Annotated in this window: 17 protein-coding genes; 13 read left to right on the plus strand and 4 right to left on the minus strand. The window is 44.9% G+C overall.

What is annotated here, in order from left to right; all coding sequences use genetic code 11:
• Positions 1-158 precede the first annotated feature (158 nt).
• The 7 genes from F597_RS0100415 (at position 159) to F597_RS0100445 (ending at position 7,799) form a co-directional block, all read left to right on the plus strand.
• Entirely contained in the window at positions 159-746 is a 588-nt protein-coding gene (locus F597_RS0100415) for a hypothetical protein (RefSeq protein ID WP_019537727.1), read from the plus strand.
• Between the two features lie 46 nt (positions 747-792).
• Complete coding sequence (locus tag F597_RS0100420; RefSeq protein ID WP_044059945.1) at positions 793-1,644, plus strand: DUF2764 family protein; 852 nt, start codon at positions 793-795, stop codon at positions 1,642-1,644.
• Between the two features lie 30 nt (positions 1,645-1,674).
• On the plus strand, positions 1,675-3,435 hold the full coding sequence (locus tag F597_RS0100425) for a V-type ATP synthase subunit A (RefSeq protein WP_019537729.1): 1,761 nt from the start codon (positions 1,675-1,677) through the stop codon (positions 3,433-3,435).
• 90 nt (positions 3,436-3,525) lie between these two features.
• Positions 3,526-4,842, plus strand: coding sequence for a V-type ATP synthase subunit B (locus F597_RS0100430; RefSeq protein ID WP_019537730.1), 1,317 nt, complete (start codon positions 3,526-3,528; stop codon positions 4,840-4,842).
• Positions 4,842-5,456 carry a V-type ATP synthase subunit D gene (locus tag F597_RS0100435; RefSeq protein ID WP_019537731.1) on the plus strand — a complete coding sequence of 205 codons (615 nt, stop codon included), beginning with the start codon at positions 4,842-4,844 and terminating at the stop codon, positions 5,454-5,456. Before F597_RS0100430 ends, F597_RS0100435 begins: the two co-directional genes overlap by 1 nt.
• Positions 5,450-7,267, plus strand: coding sequence for a V-type ATP synthase subunit I (locus F597_RS0100440; RefSeq protein WP_019537732.1), 1,818 nt, complete (start codon positions 5,450-5,452; stop codon positions 7,265-7,267). Before F597_RS0100435 ends, F597_RS0100440 begins: the two co-directional genes overlap by 7 nt.
• Positions 7,268-7,337: 70 nt before the next feature.
• Positions 7,338-7,799 (plus strand): V-type ATP synthase subunit K, encoded by a 462-nt coding sequence (locus F597_RS0100445; protein ID WP_019537733.1) that lies wholly within the window; start codon positions 7,338-7,340, stop codon positions 7,797-7,799.
• A gap of 107 nt (positions 7,800-7,906) precedes the next feature.
• Here the strand turns inward: F597_RS0100445 and F597_RS0100450 are convergent, their stop codons facing one another.
• A complete protein-coding gene (locus F597_RS0100450) occupies positions 7,907-8,830 on the minus strand; it encodes a cation diffusion facilitator family transporter (RefSeq protein ID WP_221406079.1) in 924 nt (307 codons plus the stop codon).
• Between the two features lie 223 nt (positions 8,831-9,053).
• On the opposite strand from F597_RS0100450, the gene F597_RS0100455 reads away from it, so the two are divergent.
• From F597_RS0100455 to folD, 3 genes are all read left to right on the plus strand, one after another.
• Positions 9,054-9,563 (plus strand): DUF4488 domain-containing protein, encoded by a 510-nt coding sequence (locus F597_RS0100455; RefSeq protein ID WP_081624299.1) that lies wholly within the window; start codon positions 9,054-9,056, stop codon positions 9,561-9,563.
• A 259-nt stretch (positions 9,564-9,822) separates the two neighbouring features.
• Entirely contained in the window at positions 9,823-11,148 is a 1,326-nt protein-coding gene (gene ffh, locus F597_RS0100460) for a signal recognition particle protein (protein ID WP_019537736.1), read from the plus strand.
• A 68-nt stretch (positions 11,149-11,216) separates the two neighbouring features.
• Positions 11,217-12,098, plus strand: a complete 882-nt coding sequence (gene folD / locus F597_RS0100465; RefSeq protein WP_019537737.1) for a bifunctional methylenetetrahydrofolate dehydrogenase/methenyltetrahydrofolate cyclohydrolase FolD — start codon at positions 11,217-11,219, stop codon at positions 12,096-12,098.
• A gap of 65 nt (positions 12,099-12,163) precedes the next feature.
• Here folD and F597_RS0100470 read toward each other — a convergent pair whose 3' ends face one another.
• Genes F597_RS0100470 through pepT form a run of 3 tightly spaced genes read right to left on the minus strand, consistent with a single transcriptional unit; the run spans position 12,164 to position 15,495 of the window.
• Positions 12,164-13,162, minus strand: a complete 999-nt coding sequence (locus F597_RS0100470; RefSeq protein WP_019537738.1) for a lysylphosphatidylglycerol synthase domain-containing protein — start codon at positions 13,160-13,162, stop codon at positions 12,164-12,166.
• A gap of 16 nt (positions 13,163-13,178) precedes the next feature.
• The gene (gene gcvT / locus F597_RS0100475) at positions 13,179-14,264 is read right to left on the minus strand and encodes a glycine cleavage system aminomethyltransferase GcvT (RefSeq protein WP_019537739.1); all 1,086 of its coding nucleotides are present in this window, start codon (positions 14,262-14,264) and stop codon (positions 13,179-13,181) included.
• A 1-nt stretch (position 14,265) separates the two neighbouring features.
• On the minus strand, positions 14,266-15,495 hold the full coding sequence (gene pepT / locus F597_RS0100480; RefSeq protein WP_019537740.1) for a peptidase T: 1,230 nt from the start codon (positions 15,493-15,495) through the stop codon (positions 14,266-14,268).
• A gap of 678 nt (positions 15,496-16,173) precedes the next feature.
• Here pepT and F597_RS0100485 point away from each other — a divergent pair.
• The 3 genes from F597_RS0100485 to F597_RS0100495 all read left to right on the plus strand — a co-directional run bounded on the left by F597_RS0100485 (position 16,174) and on the right by F597_RS0100495 (position 19,313).
• Positions 16,174-16,614 carry a MarR family winged helix-turn-helix transcriptional regulator gene (locus F597_RS0100485; protein WP_019537741.1) on the plus strand — a complete coding sequence of 147 codons (441 nt, stop codon included), beginning with the start codon at positions 16,174-16,176 and terminating at the stop codon, positions 16,612-16,614.
• A 74-nt stretch (positions 16,615-16,688) separates the two neighbouring features.
• The gene (locus tag F597_RS0100490) at positions 16,689-18,215 is read left to right on the plus strand and encodes a TolC family protein (protein WP_026326960.1); all 1,527 of its coding nucleotides are present in this window, start codon (positions 16,689-16,691) and stop codon (positions 18,213-18,215) included.
• Between the two features lie 99 nt (positions 18,216-18,314).
• Positions 18,315-19,313, plus strand: a complete 999-nt coding sequence (locus F597_RS0100495; protein WP_019537743.1) for an HlyD family secretion protein — start codon at positions 18,315-18,317, stop codon at positions 19,311-19,313.
• The last annotated feature ends 88 nt before the right edge of the window (positions 19,314-19,401 follow it).

Below are 19,401 nucleotides of genomic sequence, written 5' to 3' on the forward strand. Positions count from 1 at the left end.
ATAAAAGATTCTGTTTTTTTGAAATAAGAAAATGACAATTATACATTCTTTTTTGTAAATTTGTAAATTCACTTTACATTTTTCAAAACAGCTTGGCTATCAATATCCCATAGGGGGAAGAGGTCAATTTGCAGGAAAAACTCATTACAAACTAATATATGGATAAGATTCAGGAACTTACTTCAAAACTTTATGCGGAAGGCGTGGAAAAAGGCAAAGAAGAAGCCGAAAGAATTATTGCCGCAGCACGGGCTCAGGAGCAACAAATACTAGATGCTGCACGTGCTAAAGCTGAAGAACTGCTTTCTTCGGCCGAAAAGGAGAGCGCAGAACTGAAAAAAAACACAGAAGCGGAACTGAAACTCTATGCTACCCAATCTTCCGAAGCACTAAAAACAGAAATCATCAATCTGATGACCGACAAGTTATCCACAACCCAGGTAAAAACAGCCGTGGAAGACAAAACTTTCATGCAAAAATTAATTGTGGAACTGGTACAAAACTGGTCGAAAAACGACACATTGACTGTTGGTGTGGAAAACCCGGAAGATCTGAAATCCTATATTGCCTCACACGCGAAAAACCTACTGGACAAAGGATTAAAGATCGAATCGGTGAACGGCATCAAAACCGGGTTCACCCTCGCACCTGAAGATGGTTCCTACAAAGTAAAATTCGGTGAAGAAGAGTTTGTCAACTATTTCAGGGAATTTTTACGGCCCCAGATCCAACAACTTCTTTTTTAGAAACTGAAAATTTTCATCGATCTCTTTCAGGAGATTGGCTTTGCCTATGATTTTCAAGAATCAATATTACTATTTCATATCCGGGCTACCCGATTTTTCTTTCGATAGCATGAAACTACCCTTCTCCGTAGAGGAATTCAGGGAGATGCTCGACGAAGCCCTTGAACCGGAAGATAAAAAGCTTTTATACAGTTATTTTCTCTCTTACGACAACGACAATCTTTTCAGGTTGCTGGAAAAGAAGGAAAGTGAATTGGAAAAGCAGGGAATACTCTCACGTGCCGAACTGGAAGAGGTGATCCGGCAGGTGAAAGAGGGAGATACCATAGAGAACAAACAGGTACCGCCGTATTTCGAAAAGACCGTCAGGGCATGGCTCGATGAAGAGATACCCGGATACCTGAAAACGCTGGAGGATCTTATCAGTTCTTTATATGCAGACTACGGGATGGAGGTAAAGAATAGCCTGATCTCCGAATGGTTTGAAATGAATCTCAACATCGGCAATATCCTTGCTGCTATCTTCGCAAGGAAATACGGAATGGATGTAAGCCAGGTGGTTGTCGGAAACAACGAAATTGCCAACCTCATCAGAGAAAATGCCAATACACGCGATTTCGGCATCAGCCGCGAACTCGATTATTACGATGACATCCTGCGGATAGCGGAAGAACCCGATATTTACGAGAGGGAACGCAAGATCGATAAATTCCGCTGGGACTGGTTAGAGGACAACACCCTGTTCGACTATTTCAATATCGAATATATCTTCGCCTATCTTTGTAAACTCAGGATATTGGAGCGGTGGGTAAGCCTTAACGCCGAAGAGGGGGAGCGTGTTTTCCGGGAACTGATCACACAATTAAAGAATGAGATACAGAAACCGGAAGATATCTGACATTGAAGAAGAAAAAATAAACAATCATATATGCTAACAAAAGGAACAGTTAAAGGGATTATCTCTAATCTCGTTATTGTGGAAGTGGACGGTGCGGTGGCCCAGAATGAGATCGCCTATATCGATCTCAATGGCACCCGTTTAATGTCGGAAGTTATCAAGGTGGTCGGAAACAACGTTTACGTGCAGGTATTCGAAAGTACCCGCGGGTTGACCGTCGGTACGGAGGTGGAATTTCAGGGACATATGCTCGAGGTGGTACTGGGACCGGGACTACTGCAACGCAACCTCGACGGATTAGAAAACGACCTCGACAAGATGGATGGAATCTTCCTGAAACGGGGTGATTACACCTTCCCTCTCGATGAAGAGAAATTATGGCATTTTCAACCGATGGTCCAGCCGGGTGATAAAGTGACCGCCGGATCGTGGCTGGGAGAAGTGGATGAGAATTTCCAACCTCACAAGATCATGGTGCCGTTCATCATGAAGGGGGAATATACTGTAAAAAGCATTACGGAAGAGGGTGATTACAATATTTACAAAACCATCGCCGTAGTGGAAGACAATAACGGTCAGGAAACCGAACTAAACATGATCCAGCGTTGGCCGGTAAAGATGCCGCTTACGGCTTACAAAGAGAAACCCCGTCCTTTCAAATTATTGGAAACGGGAGTACGCTCTATCGATACCCTGAATCCCATCGTGGAAGGAGGAACAGGATTTATCCCGGGAGCATTCGGCACGGGTAAAACGGTATTACAGCATGCCATCTCCAAACAGGCGGAAGCAGATATTGTGATTATTGCCGCCTGTGGTGAACGTGCCAACGAAGTTGTGGAAATCTTTACCGAATTTCCGGAACTGATCGATCCTCATACCGGCCGCAAACTGATGGAGCGTACCATCATCGTTGCCAATACTTCCAATATGCCGGTAGCCGCCCGCGAGGCATCGGTATATACTGCCATGACGATCGGAGAATATTACCGCTCTATGGGGTTGAAAGTGTTGCTGATGGCTGACTCCACCTCACGCTGGGCACAGGCACTCCGTGAAATGAGTAATCGTCTCGAAGAACTCCCTGGTCCCGATGCGTTCCCAATGGACCTGTCGGCCATCATTTCCAATTTCTACGGCCGTGCGGGACATGTGACCCTGAACAATGGAAAAGAGGGCTCTATCACCTTTATTGGGACAGTATCCCCTGCAGGGGGAAATCTCAAGGAGCCGGTAACCGAAAATACCAAGAAGGTGGCTCGTTGCTTCTACGCGCTGGAACAGGATCGTGCCGATAAAAAACGCTATCCGGCCATCAATCCGATCGATTCCTATTCTAAATACATCGAATACCCTGAGTTTGAAGAGTATATCTCGGAACATATATCGGACGACTGGACAGAGAAGGTGAATGAAGCCAAAACCCGCCTATTACGCGGGAAGGAAATCGCAGAACAGATCAATATTTTGGGGGACGACGGGGTACCGACCGAATATCATATTACTTTCTGGAAATCTGAGTTGATCGATTTTATCGTATTACAACAGGACGCTTTCGACGATATTGACGCAGTAACTCCCATCGAGCGGCAGAAATATATCCTGGATATGGTGACGGATATCTGCCGCACCGATTTCGAGTTCGATAACTTTAACAAAGTTGCCGACTTTTTCAAGGAGTTAATCAATATAGGAAGACAGATGAACTACTCGGAATTCCAGTCAGAAAGGTTTCATAAATACAGAACACAATTAGATGAATTGATATCCCGGAAAAAAGTATCTGACTAATGTGCCGATGTGATAATCCCGACAAGTCGGGACATGTAGTGATGATTGAATCATCACATCAGTAAATCAACAAATCAACAAATCAATTTTATGGCAAAAGCATTTCAGAAAATATATACAAAAATTACCCAGATCACTAAAGCCACCTGTTCGGTAAAGGCGACCAATGTAGGGTACGATGAACTGGCTACGGTGGAAGGTCGTCTGGCACAGGTGGTAAAAATCATCGGCGATGAGGTAACTCTCCAGATTTTCGAAGGGACTGAGGGTATTCCTACCAACGCCGAAGTGATCTTTATGGGGAAATCTCCTTCATTGAAGGTGAGTGAACAACTGGCGGGTCGCTTTTTCAACGCCTATGGTGATCCCATTGACGGCGGCCCTGTACCCGAAGGGGAGGAACGCCCCATCGGCGGACCTTCCGTCAATCCGGTACGCCGGAAGCAACCCTCGGAACTGATTGCCACCGGTATCTCGGGCATCGACCTGAATAATACGCTGGTATCGGGACAAAAGATCCCTTTCTTTGCCGACCCGGACCAGCCGTTTAACCAGGTGATGGCTACTGTGGCGCTTCGTGCGCAGACCGACAAGATCATCCTGGGCGGTATGGGGATGACCAACGACGACTACCTCTACTTTAAGAATGTATTCAGCAACGCAGGGGCTCTGGACAGGATCATCAGCTTTATGAACACCACTGAAGATCCGGCCGTGGAACGTCTGCTGATACCCGATATGGCACTGACGGCCGCTGAATATTTTGCAGTGGATAAAAACGAAAAGGTGTTGGTATTGCTTACCGATATGACATCTTATGCCGATGCACTCTCTATCGTATCTAACCGTATGGATCAGATCCCGTCGAAAGACTCGATGCCCGGTTCTCTTTATTCCGACCTGGCAAAAATCTACGAGAAAGCGGCTCAATTCCCCTCGGGTGGCTCCATCACTATTGTAGCGGTGACGACCCTTTCAGGAGGCGATATCACCCATGCTGTACCTGATAATACGGGATATATTACGGAAGGACAGCTCTTCCTGCGCCGCGACAGCGATGTAGGGAAAGTGGTGGTGGATCCGTTCCGCTCGCTCTCCCGTCTGAAACAACTGGTGCAGGGCAAGAAGACCCGCGAAGATCATCCACAGGTGATGAACGCTGCCGTACGCCTCTATGCCGATGCTGCCAATGCGAAAACAAAAATGGAGAACGGATTCGACCTGACCGATTATGACACCCGGGCGCTCTCGTTTGCCCTGGACTATTCGGAAAAGATACTCGCTATCGATGTGAACCTCGATACCACCGAGATGCTGGACAACACATGGAAGCTGCTGTCAAGGCATTTCAAACCGGCCGAGGTAAATATGAAACAGGAATTGATAGATACCTACTGGCAACAATAATGGCTATTCGATTTCAATATAATAAAACGTCACGCCAGCAGTTGGAAAAACAACTGGCTGTACGTGAAAGGGCGCTTCCCACGCTGCAGAACAAAGAATCGGCGCTGCGGATGGAAGTGAAAAAGACCAAAGCGGAGATAGAGGAACTCGACAAGGAACTCGAAGCAAAGATCAAATCGTACGATAAGATGGTGAGCATGTGGACAGAGTTCGACCCTACCCTTCTCCGTGTAAAGGATGTGCATCTATCAAAGAGAAAAATTGCGGGTGTACTTCTGCCGATGCTCGACAAGGTAGATTTTGAGATCCGGCCGTTCAGTCTTTTCAACCGCCCCAAATGGTTTCTCGATGGGGTAAAAACCCTCGAAGGACTGGCTGAAATAGGGATCCACCGCGATTTTCAGGAGATAAGGCTCTCCCGGCTTGAGTATGCAAGGAAAAAAACTACGCAGAAGGTCAACCTCTTCGAAAAAGTACAGATACCGGGCTATCAGGAAGCCATCCTGAAAATAAAACGCTATCTGGAAGATGAGGAAAATCTTTCCAAATCGTCGCAGAAGATCATGCGTGCTCATCAGGAACAACGTAGACAACAGGAGGGAAGCGTATGGTAGCTACAATGAAGAAATTTGTTTTTATCTCTTTCCATAAGGACTATGACCGGTTCCTTCATGCACTGCGCGACCTGGGCATGATACACGTGGCAGAGCAGGATAATAGGATGGTAGATGAAGAGAAATTACAGGACTATCTCTCGGCATCAAAACGACTGAGTGAATCAATCAAAAAGCTCAAGCAACTGCGGGATAAGAAGACAGTCGTTCCCTTTCACGTAGCCGATGTGGAAAGGGGAATGGATATCCCGGCGGAGATAGAGAAGATCGAAAACAAAAAGTCAGCCCTCAACCAGCAGTTACAGGTGAGCAGCAAGGAACGCGAGACCTTGCGCCCCTGGGGAAATTTTGATCCGGAGAATATCCACCGACTGAAAGAAGCAGGATATCATATCCGGTTCTTTATCGTTCCCGACAAGGAATATGATCCCGAATGGGAAATGCTGTATAATGCTATCGTCATTCGAAAGGAAGGATCCAAAACCTATTTTATTACAGTAACAAAAGGCTCACAACCCGCTGATGAATTACAACTCGAGGAGATGAAAGTTCCTGAGGTATCATTAGACGCCCTCGACAATCTCATCGACTCGCTACGTGAAAAGATACACGAAAAAGAGGAAATATTAAAAGCGCTCTCAGCCGAAATCCCCTCCGCAGAGGCTGCCCTGAAAGCACTGGAATCAGATATTTTCTTCACCAGGGTAGCCCGCAGTGCTACACCCGCAGCGGAAGATAAACTACTGCTCCTTCAGGGATGGGCACCGGAAGAGAATGTGGCCGAGATCACGAACTATCTGGAATCGCAGGATGTCTATTTCCGGGTATCCGACCCCACACCTGAAGACGACGTGCCGATCAAATTCAGGAATAACCGTTTTATGCGGCTCTTTGAACCGATCGCTGAACTCTATATGCTGCCCAAATACAACGAGATAGACCTCACCCCTTTCTTCGCTCCTTTCTATATGATCTTCTTCGGATTATCACTCGGGGATATTGGTTACGGAGCCTTTTTATTGATAGGGGCTACATTGGCAAGAATTTTCGGAAAAGAAAAGATAGCCGGCTCGATGCGGGGCATACTCGCACTGGTACAGATACTGGGGATCTCGACTATGGTATGCGGCCTGCTTACCGGCGGATTTTTCGGTTTCAGCATCTACGAGACCAATATCCCCTTTTTCCGGAATATGAAGGATCAGGTCTATTTTGATAATGAACAGATGTTCATGCTTTCCCTTATATTGGGGGTCGTGCAGATCATGTTCGCCATGTTCCTGAAAATCGTGAACCGCATCAAGCAGTTCGGATGGATGCAGACACTCTCAACTATCGGCTGGTTCGTGTTGCTTCTGAGCGTGATTGTGGCCTATCTGTTCCCGGATTTTATGCCGATGGGAGGTACGACACACCTTATCGTGATGGGGCTCTCAGCCATATTGATCTTCTTCCTGAACTCTCCCGGAAAGAATCCGTTCATGAACGTGGGGCTTGGCTTATGGGATACCTATAACATGGCGACCGGCCTGTTGGGCGATGTGTTGTCGTATGTACGCCTCTTCGCGTTAGGCCTGTCCGGAGGTATCCTGGCAAGTGTATTCAATAGCCTGGCTTTGGGACTGCGTCCCGATAATATGGTTGGGGGAGCGGTTGTCTTCCTGCTTATCTTCCTCTTCGGACATGCTATCAATATGTTCATGAACGTGCTTGGCGCTTTTGTCCACCCACTGCGTCTTACTTTTGTGGAATTCTATAAAAATGCAGAATTTGAAGGAGGAGGAAAAAAATATACCCCTTTCAGGAAATAGTGAAGAGTGAAGAATAAAAAGTGAAAAAATAAACGAAAAAATTCAAATCAATCACAAATAATAAAACATTATGGACACCAATTTATTAATCGCCTATACAGGCATCGGACTTATGATCGCACTTTCGGGTATCGGTAGTTCCTACGGGGTTACCATTGCCGGAAATGCGGCTATCGGGGCGTTGAAGAAAGATAGCAGCAAATTCGGGAACTTTCTCGTACTGACAGCGCTGCCCGGAACACAGGGATTATACGGTTTTGCCGGATACTTTATGTTTCAGAGTATCTTCAATATCCTGACACCTGATATCACAGCCATTCAATCTGCCGCTGTTTTTGCAGCAGGCCTCTCAATGGGTCTGGTGGGATTGCTTTCTGCCATCCGTCAGGGTCAGGTTTGTGCTAACGGTATTGCTTCTATCGGACAGGGAAATGATGTATTCGGAAATACCCTTATCCTTGCCGTATTCCCGGAATTGTATGCCATTGTGGCGTTAGCCGGTGTGTTCCTGATCGGTTCTGCCGTTGCATGATAAACTGGGGAGAACGAATAAGAAAAGTAAATTCTATGAGGCTGTCGCATACTGCGGCAGCTTTTTTTGGTTATAAAAGGGTCAATACCGTAAAACAGGAAAGCAATCTATAAATGATAATCGATCTCCTGCCGGTCGAGACCGATATCTTTCATCGAAGCAGGATCCTCCACCGGTTCAAGGTGTGTATGCACTGTCACCGGCTCATCGAACATATCCACAATGGTCTCTTCTATATCATCCGCATGGTCATGGGCTTGCTTGACCGTCCATTTACCCGGAACCAGCACGTGCAGGGTGATAAATTTACGCCGGCCCGCCACACGGGTCAGCAGGGAATGGTACTCTATCTGCTGGTCTTTCAGTGAATCGAGATAGGCGGTAATCTTTTCCAGGTCCTCTTCGGGAATGGTAGCATCCATCAGGCCGCTGGCGGAGCGGCTGATCAGCCTGTATCCTGTATAGATAATATTGAGTGCCACAAGAATGGCAATAATAGGGTCGACGATAAACCATCCGGTAAACTTCACGATCACGATGGCTATGATTACCCCCGCCGAAGTCCATACGTCGGCCATCAGATGTTTACCATCCGCCTCTAATAACAGAGATTTCCTTTTTTTTCCGCGACGAATCAGCGTAAGGCCTACTCCCAGATTGACCAGCGATGCCAACAACGAAAACAGTAAACCTGTATGGATATTTTCAATGGGCCGGGGATCGATAAGCCGGGGAACAGCCGACCAGATAATGGTGAAAGCAGCCACCAGGATAAGGGCACCCTCTGTCGCACTGGAGAAATACTCCGCTTTACTATGTCCGAATTCATGTTCTTTATCGGCCGGTTTCAGCGATATATTGAACATGATCAGGGCAAAGATCGCTGCGAACAGATTCACAAACGACTCTAATGCATCCGAAAGGAAGCCCATGGAACCGGTAATAAGGTAAGCGTAAAATTTCAGTAAAATGGTTACTATTGCAGCGGCAATAGAGAGATATATAAATTTACGGAGTGGATTTTTTTTCATTGCAGCCATGCTTAGAGACAACAAAAATAGTCAATTAAAATGAACTATTTCGATAAATGAGAGCAGAAACAAAGTTTACTTTGATCAGATGGTCCGACCTCCTTATTGATTTGATTTCATTTAAATTTAAATACATTAAATCTGATTTTTTATAATATATTTGGGGTTCAGGAAATTATTCAATACATTTGGAGTGTAGATATAAACCATAAATTATTATCAAATGAAATCAACTTTAACAGCACTATTGTTGTCCCTTTGTTCTTTTATATTGAATGCACAAACAACCAATGATGTAAGTAATAAACATGCACTACAGGGTGTCTGGCAAATGTGTAACCCAACAGGGAACTATTTAACCACGAATCGGCAAACCGGTGAAATAGAACTGGACACGACTAAACTTCAACCTGTTTACTTTTATAAAGTTTTCGGGAACAAAGATGAACTCACAGCTATGTTTATCACTCCGGTCCTGTCGCTTATTACTATTTCAGGTACTTATGAGGTATTATCATCTAACCAATATATTGAGCACGTGGATTATCATTCCAATCCGAATTATGCAGACAGGGATGTAACCCTGGATTATACCTTCATTGCAAACGACTATTTGCTCTCATCATATAAAAATGAACTGGGAATGACGGCACAGGAAGTTTGGAAACGATTAAAACACGGTAATCCTGCTACGGAATTAAACAAACTCAAAGAAGCCGGTGTAATCAAATAACACGACACTTCAGTGGGAAGACTCCCCTATTTCCATCTGTAAAGATTTAATAGCAGACAGATTCCATATATAGTTTTTCATTTCACTTACTTGGAAATACATCGATTTTCATGTACTTTTGTATCTTCTAAGCAGAACTGCGTATGCGCCAAAGGATGGTCCAGATAATGAACTGTTTCCATACCGTGCCTATATACCGGAACTTGGCGTTTGCGTACCGTTTACCGGAAATGCGGAATAAAAAACAGAGTAAAGAATTATGTTTGAAAATTTAAGTGAAAGACTTGAGAGGTCGTTCAAAATACTAAAAGGTCAGGGCAAGATCACCGAGATCAATGTAGCCGAAACATTAAAAGATGTACGTCGCGCGCTATTGGATGCCGACGTAAACTATAAAACCGCCAAAGAATTCACCGAAACGGTAAAAGAAAAGGCGATGGGACAGGATGTGCTCAACGCTGTGAAGCCGGAGCAGATGATGGTGAAGATCGTGCACGATGAACTGGCTCTTCTGATGGGAGGTAGTGCTGCCGAATTCAATATCAAAGGGAATCCCGCCATTATCCTTATGTCAGGTCTGCAAGGATCGGGAAAAACCACCTTCTCAGGTAAACTGGCCAATCTACTCAAAAGTAAGCGAGGTAAAAATCCGTTGCTGGTCGCCGGCGACGTTTATCGCCCTGCAGCTATCGAACAGTTAAAAGTACTGGGGGAACAGATCGGAGTTTCGGTCTATGCGGAAGAAGATAACAAGATTCCGGTCAAGATCGCGCAGAACGCCATACAGTATGCCCGTCAGCACGGGAAAGATCTGATCATTATCGACACTGCCGGGCGTCTTGCTATCGACGAAGAGATGATGAATGAGATTGAATCGATCAAGAAGGCAGTCAATCCACAGGAAATCCTCTTTGTGGTCGACTCCATGACCGGACAAGATGCGGTGAATACTGCCAAAGAATTCAATCAGCGCCTCGATTTCGACGGTGTGGTACTGACCAAACTGGATGGAGATACCCGGGGCGGGGCGGCTTTATCTATCCGCTCAGTGGTAAATAAACCGATCAAATTCGTCGGTACCGGTGAGAAACTGGATGCTATCGATGTGTTCCACCCTGATCGTATGGCTGACCGTATCCTCGGTATGGGTGATATTGTCTCACTTGTGGAAAAGGCGCAGGAGCAATATGATGAAGAAGAGGCACGCCGACTGCAAAAGAAGATTGCCAAAAACCAGTTTGATTTCAACGATTTCATTGCCCAGATCCAACAGATCAAGAAGATGGGTAATCTGAAAGATCTTGCGTCAATGATCCCCGGAGTAGGTAAACAAATCAAAGATCTGGATATCGACGACGATGCTTTCAAAGGTATTGAAGCCATTATCCGCTCCATGACTCCCCAGGAACGTACCAATCCCGAGATACTGAATGGAAGTCGCCGCGCCCGTATTGCCAAAGGCAGCGGTACCAACGTACAGGAAGTGAATAAACTCCTCAAGCAGTTCGACGAGACCCGCAAAATGATGCGCATGATGACCACCGGTGGAGGACGTCAGGCAATGCGCAATATGAGACGCAGATAAATCGGTGTGATGATTTAACAATTAATAATCATCAAATCAATGAATTAGAAAATCAGCAAATCAACTTTATGCAATTAATTGACGGGAAAGCGGTAGCCGCACAGATAAAAAAAGAGATAGCCGAAGAGGTGGCGAAGATAAAAGCTAACGGCGGTAAAACACCTCATCTGGCGGCAGTATTGGTCGGTCATGACGGAGGAAGTGAGACCTATGTAGCCAACAAAGTAAAAGCTTGTGAAGAGGTTGGATTCCGCTCCTCACTGATCCGTTACGAAGATGATGTCACCGAGGAAGAGCTACTCGCTTGTGTAGACCGACTGAATAACGATGTCGATCTCGACGGGTTTATTGTACAATTGCCTCTCCCGAAACATATTTCTGAAACAAAAGTAACTGAAGCCATCGATTTTCGTAAGGATGTCGACGGTTTTCATCCCGTAAATGTGGGACGCATGTCGCTCGGTATGCCCTGTTTCCTTTCGGCCACACCTTCCGGCATCGTGGAGTTGCTCAGAAGGTATGAAATAGAAACCAGGGGAAAACATTGTGTAGTGCTGGGTCGCAGCAATATTGTCGGTAAGCCGGTATCCATGCTGATGTTGCAGAAAGCCTATCCCGGTGACTGCACCGTCACCGTCTGCCACAGCCGCACTCCGAATATCAAAGAGATCACACTGCAGGCAGATATTATTATCGCAGCACTGGGTGTACCCGAATTCCTGAAAGGTGATATGGTAAAAGAAGGTGCTGTGGTAATCGATGTGGGTACCACCCGTGTTCCCAGTGATAAGACCAAATCAGGCTTCAAACTCACAGGAGACGTACTATTCGACGAGGTCGCTCCCAAGTGCTCCTATATCACTCCCGTTCCCGGCGGCGTAGGACCAATGACCATCGTCTCTTTGCTAAAGAATACCCTTCTGGCAGGGAAAAAGGAGATTTACAGATGAGATAAGTAATATCCAGCCAGGACCAGGCTAGCGGCCGCCAGCTTAGCCTCCTAACCGGGGCGTTACTACCCTCCTTGTTTTATCTGGATCAACAGCAGGCCGGCTAAAGTCCAAAACAGTTCACGGATACGCTTGCACAAGCTGGTGAACACACCGAAAGCAACCGGTATCGATAGAATACGGTAGACGAGTACAAATCCTCCTTCACGTGCCCCCATCTGCATCGGCATAAAGAAAAACAGGTTGGAGACCAACGACTGAATAGATTCGATCAATACGCTTTGTCCAAAATCAACAGGTCGCCCGACCGCCTGCATGATCAGTATTATCTCCACACAAATAAACACCCGGGCTAAAAGTTCCAGGGAAAGTGATATAATAAAGTCTTTTTTACGGTTCCTGTAGAGATCGGCAATCAGGCCGTCCATTTGACTGAGTCTCTCTTGATTCTGCCAGTAAAAAGCCCTTATTCGCCCCCCTATGAAAGGGAGGCCGATAGCCAGCCGTACAGCCCTGTCCACCCCGCCCCGGGTATATACCCTGAAAGCCCAGAAAAGGAACAAGACCGAGCCGATAGTGGCCAGTATCATAGACCACTCCACCATTCCGGAAAGCACCGGCACCAGAAAAAGCAATAGTGGGATCGAAACCATCCAGAAGATAAAATGCGCCACAAGGTGCATCATCGTAGAGAGCAGTACGGTAGAAGTCGCCTTCTCTATCCCCAATGGCCCCTTCAGTTCAATGATCTTATACGGCTCTCCTCCCATCAATCCGAAAGGGGTGATGTAATTGACCGCAAAACCGCTTATGACTAACTTAAAGAGTCGCAGGAAACCTATTCTCTTCGCTTCTTCACTTCCGTCATTCACAATGACATAAAAGGAATAAGTATTCATAAGATAGACAATAATCCACATCCCGATAATCGGGACAAACCACCAACCAGTCTGTTTTATGTTACTTAAGATGTGATTAAACCCTGTTTTGTAGATCATTATCCCCAGCGCCAATCCACCGAGAAGAAAAAACAGATTCCGGACGATCTTCGTTTTTTTCACCATAAGGTAAGTGAGAGAGTTACTTTCTGAAAGGCGGCTTTACTACATTTGCTTTCAGATTTCTGTTGCGTACCTTTATATAGATTTCGGTGCCAGGTTTCGCAAACTCCGGTTTCACATATCCCATGCCGACACCTATTTTCAATACGGGTGACATAGTTCCGGAAGTGACATTTCCGATCACCTCATCCTCTGCATTTACAATCTCGTACCCGTGGCGGGGAATTCCTTTATCTACCAGCTCAAAGCAACAGAGTTTACGCGACACACCTTCTGCTTTCTCTTTTTCCAACACTTCACGGCCTACGAACGGCTTATTCTCAGCAAACCTGGTGATCCATCCCAGACCGGCCTGCAACGGTGTGGTGCTGTCATCCAGATCGTTTCCATAAAGACAGTATCCCATCTCTAACCGCAACGTATCACGTGCACCCAGCCCGACAGGTTTGATGCCGTACTCTGCACCTGCTTCAAAAATGGCATCCCAGATTTTCTTGCCATATTCGGGATAGAAATAAAGTTCAAAACCTCCGGCTCCGGTGTATCCCGTGTTGGAAATGATCACATTGTCCACTCCTGCCAATCTGCCTGTTGTAAAAGCATAAAAGGGGATGTCCGACAGATCCTGGTCCGTCAGTTTTTGTAAAGTCGCTGTTGCTTTGGGACCCTGGATTGCCAATTGGGCCATATGATCCGAGGCATTCTCCAATTCGGCGCCCATAGTGTTCCATTGTTGGCACCAAGCCCAGTCCTTTTCGATATTGGCGGCATTTACCACTAAAAGGTATTTCTCCGGTTCGTAATGGTAGACGATAAAATCATCCACTATCCCACCCTTTTCATTTACGAAACAGGTGTATTGCGCTTTTCCCTGTTTTAGCACGGAAACATCGTTACTGGTTACGCGCTGCAGAAATTCCACCGCATCTGGGCCTTTCACCCAAAATTCACCCATATGTGATACGTCGAACACACCCACGGAATTCACTACCGTCAGGTGTTCATCTATAATTCCGGAATATTCAATGGGCATATTATATCCGGCAAACTCATGCATCCTGGCTCCCAGCCCGATATGTAAATCTGTAAATGGAGTTGTCTTCATATTATATTTTTTCCTCTCTGGCTACTATTTCGGCTATCTTCACAATCACTTCCGATGCTTTTTTCATGGAAGGAACAGGTAAAAACTCATATTTGCCGTGGAAATTCATCCCTCCGGCAAAGATATTGGGACAAGGGAGTCCCATAAACGACAAACGTGCACCGTCGGTTCCTCCACGAATAGGTTTTACATTGGGTTTTACCCCTATTTCCTCCATAGCCTGATAGGCATAATCCACTATGTATTTCACCGGTTCCACCTTTTCCCGCATGTTATAATACTGGTCTTTCATCTGCAGTGTTAGCCGGTCCCCATATTTTCTGTTTAACGCGTCCACAGCTCTCACCATTAACCGTTTGCGCTCTTCAAATTTCTCCCGATCGTGATCGCGGATAATGAATGACAGGTTAGCTTCCTCCACAGTACCATTCAAAGAGATGAGATGGAAAAATCCTTCATAACCTACAGTATGTTCGGGCCGCTCATTCTCCGGCAGCAGGGCAATCAGTTCGTTGGCCAGATGTAATGCATTGACCATCTTTCCTTTTGCATATCCGGGATGGACATTTCTTCCTTGTATCTCTATTTTGGCTGAAGCGGCATTAAAGTTCTCATATTCCAACTCTCCCACTTCACTTCCATCTATCGTATATGCCCAATCGGCACCGAATTTGGCAACATCGAACTTATCAGCCCCCCGGCCAATCTCCTCATCCGGGGTGAAACCGATGCGGATCTTACCATGTTCAATTTCAGGATGATCAATCAGATACTGCATAGCGTTCATGATCGCCGCAATACCGGCCTTATCGTCAGCTCCCAACAAGGTAGTTCCATCGGTCACAATGATGTCCTCGCCCACATGATGGAGTAGTTCGGGGAAATCGGCAGGTGACAACACTACCTCTTTCGACTCATTCAATATGATTTCCTTTCCATCATAATTCTTTATAATTCTCGGATTCACATTCTTGCCACTCATGTCAGGACTGGTATCGAAATGAGCGATAAAACCGATCACCGGCAGTTTCTTCTGTGTATTGGCTGGTAGAGTGGCCATCAGATAGCAATTGTTATCGAGACTTACGTCTGTCAACCCCATTTCCAGCGCTTCCTGCTCCACCTCTTTGGCAAGATTGAATTGTTTTTGTGTACTCGGAGTTTGTGTATTGTTCTCATCCGATTGTGTATCGATGCGAGCATACTTTATAAACCTATCTACAATATCCATGATTATTTATATTTGGTAATATTCTTTGTATAGTTAAAATCGTACTCACCCTACAAAGATAATGAAAGCCGAGAGAAAAGCCAAGCTTGCTTAGGCTTTTCCGAGGTGCATCTTATATTCTACAAATATAATGAAAGCCGAAGGGTGAGCCAAGCTTGCTTGCGCTTGCCTAAGGCGCATCTTATATTCTACAAAGATAGTGAAAATCGAGAGCAACCGTGAGAGTTTACTCTCTAAAGATTGCCGAGATGTATCCTATCTTCTTTAAATATAAAAAAAGGGACTGAATAGTAAAAATCTATTTCACCATTTTGTAACTCGAAAAAAAGCCTTATCTTTGCAGTCGGGTAAGTCCTATACGGCCAGCTCCCATTGAATCCCCCAGGTCTTGATCGAAGCAAGGGTATTTGGTTGTAGCGGCGCGATATAGTAAGCTTACCCTTTTTTATTACCTATTGCGATCGAATACCAGAAAGCATAACAGACTTTAACATAATCTCATCCGGTAGGAATTTGCTATATAATATGAGTATTACCGGTTCTCTTGCCTATTTTTTATCTGTCTGGTCTTCCATAAAAAAGTTAAAACAGGATAAAGAATTTCAATTCAGGAACAACTATTCAATGAAAAATATATCTTTGCGGCCAATTAGTTGTCTATGCAACTAAAAAACATCTATGATAAAAGTAACAGAAAGGGAAATATTCGATATTCTTTCCGGAAAAATTTCGGGGGTTATCAATCGCACTGTACTGAAGGCATTCGCCCAGAAAGGAATCGATATCACGACCGAGCAATGGACAGTATTATCTTGTTTATGGGAAAAAGACAAAATTATACAACAAGTAATTTGTGATCTTACTCAGAAAGATAAACCCAGTGTAACACGATTGATAGACAATCTGGAAAAAAAGGATCTCGTCAAACGAATACCCGATCCGGCAGACCGGCGCAATAATCATATCCATCTCACTCTCCGGGGAGCTGCACTAAAGAAAAAAACAACCGAAGTAGTGCATGATATTGTCAATCATGCACTGGAAGGAATATCAGATGAGGAACTGAGTGGGGCTAAAGATGTTCTGCTACGTATCATGCACAATTTAAGAGAATATTAAATTGTTTTTAGGTTATTGATTATATAATAAGAGTTACATTGAAACAAATAGTTGTTTAACTAACTATTCAAATTATGAAGAAAATACTATTCATTACCTGTTGCATATGTTGCATTCCTTACGTGCAAGCACAAAAACTGGTAGATTTGCAAGAATGCCGGCAATTAGCGTTGGAGAACAACAAGAGTTTAAAAGTAGCCGAAGAAAATGTGCGTGCAGCCAAGTCTTTATCAAAGGCTGCATTTGCGGAATTCTTCCCGAATATCTCGGCTTACGGAACGTATCGGTATAATCAGAAGAATATTTCTCTCCTGAGTGAAGATGCACATTTACCGGTAGGCGTTCTGGATGCAAATGGCAACTTCGGCACCGGTATCGGGCCGAATTCCCGTCCTACTCCCAATGCAGACGGAACTTTTACTTTTGAAGAATCGGCCATCAATAATAAATTTATGTTGATCGACGGAAAACCTGTTCCACTGGATGCGCAAGGCAACCCATTTGATCCTGAAGAAAATCCTGAGAATTTACAATGGAAAAATCATGCTATCCTTCCGAAAGACGCGATGGAATTCGATATGCATAATATTTTCGTAGGAGGTATCAGTTTCGTACAGCCGGTTTTTATGGGTGGTAAGATTGTCCAGCTCAATAACATTGCAAAATCTAATCAGGCAATCGCCGAAGCACGTGTGCAGGAGAAAACCGAAGAACTTATCGTGAATGTCGATGAAGCCTACTGGCGCGTGGTATCATTAGAAAATAAAGTGCAGTTGGCAAAAGAGTATCGCAATCTCGTTGCCGAGCTCGATAAAAACATGGAAGCTCTTCAGGAGGAGGGATTGGCAACTAAAGCGGATGCACTGAAGATAAAGGTTAAATTGAACGAAGCAGATGTTTCGCTGACTAAAGCCGGGAACGGATTAAATCTTTCCCGGATGGCACTGAATCAATTATGCGGTTTACCGTTGGAAGAACGCATGGAATTGAAAGATGCCAATCTGAAGGAAACACTTGAATTACAGCCATCTGTTTCGATCGAACAGGCCTGGGCAAACCGTACGGAGATCAAAATGCTGACGCAGGTGGGCAGCATAGCTGAAGCAAACAGTAAGATCATGGCTTCACGCTTTATGCCTACTATCGCCCTCACCGGAGGATATGTCACTACCAATCCTAACGTTTTTAATGGATACGAAAAAAAATTCAACGGTATGTTTACTGTAGGAGTAACCGCCGTTGTCCCCTTGTTTCATTTCGGCGAAAAGGTTCACACACTCAATGCTGCACGCACTCAGGCCGTAATAGCAAAACTTGAACTGGAAGAAGCAAAGGAAAAGATAGAACTTCAAATACACCAGAATAGCTACAGGATCAATGAAAGCCTGAAAAAGCAGGAAATGACCCGTAAGAATGTGGAAAATGCCAAAGAAAACCTTTTTTATGCCCAGGAGGGTTTTGATGCGGGAGTAATCACTTCTACCGATTTGTTGATGGCGCAGACAGCCTGGTTATCGGCTGAATCGGAATATCTCGACGCAACCGTCGATGTAAAGTTAAATAATTTGTACTTGAAGAAATCGACTGGAAATCTTTATTGAAGAAGTTCAAGAAGAGGAGAATTAAGAAATTAGAACTAAGAAGATGGAGGAGGTTAAGTTAGAACTGAGTAATTAGTAATTGAAATAATATATACTGAAATGGAAAGAGAAAAAACAGAAAACATACGCAATCTGCAAATTGCATTGGTCGGACTTATCGTTGTGATAACTATTCTTTTTATCATCGGATGGATCATTTATAAACCGGAGCCGGTCGTTATTCAAGGGTCTGCCGAAGCCAACGAGGTACGTGTCTCGGGAAAAGTCGCCGGACGCATTCAACAGTTCCTGGCAGAAGAAGGACAACATGTTGAACGAGGAGACACACTGGTATTCATCGACAGTCCTGAAATTTACGCGAAGCTTGCACAGGCTACGGCTGCACAAAATGCGGCAATGGCACAAGATCGCAAAGCACAAAAAGGGGCTCGTAGTGAAGTGATTCAGGGAGCTTATGAGATGTGGCAAAAAGCTGAAGTGGGTGCCGATATTGCCAAGAAATCATACGACCGTGTACAACGACTTTTCGAAAAAGGAGTAGTCACAGCTCAAAAGCGGGATGAAGCCGAAGCACAGTATCAGGCAGCGGTTGCACAAGCCGCAGCAGCCAGATCGCAATACGATATGGCTAAAAACGGTGCCGAAGCGGAAGACAAGGCTGCCGCACTGGCGCTGGTAGATCGTGCACAGGGAGCTGTACAAGAAGTGGAAGCCTATATGAAAGAAATAACCCTTATTGCTCCTATTTCGGGTGAGGTGACGGATATATTTCCTAAACAGGGAGAGTTGGTCGGCACAGGAGCGCCTATTATGAATATTGTAGATTTGGATGATATCTGGTTCACTTTCAATGTACGTGAAGATTTACTTAACGACATGAAAAAGGGTGCAGTAATCACTGTAAAGATTCCGGCTTTAAATAACCGTGAAGCCAAATTGGAAATTACTTACATAAAGGCGATGGCTTCGTTTGCTACCTGGAAGACCACAAAAACCACCGGTGATTTCGATCTGAAAACATTTGAGATCCGGGCAAAGCCGGTAGAGCCGATTAAAGACCTTCGCCCGGGAATGACGGCGTTGGTTGTAAGAGATTAATTACCAATCACTAATTACCAATTAGAAGTGGAGAAGTCAAGAAGTTTGAAAATCTTGAATATTGAATCTTAAATATTGAATCTTAAAT

This window comes from Proteiniphilum acetatigenes DSM 18083 (assembly GCF_000380985.1).
Taxonomy (GTDB): Bacteria; Bacteroidota; Bacteroidia; order Bacteroidales; family Dysgonomonadaceae; genus Proteiniphilum; species Proteiniphilum acetatigenes.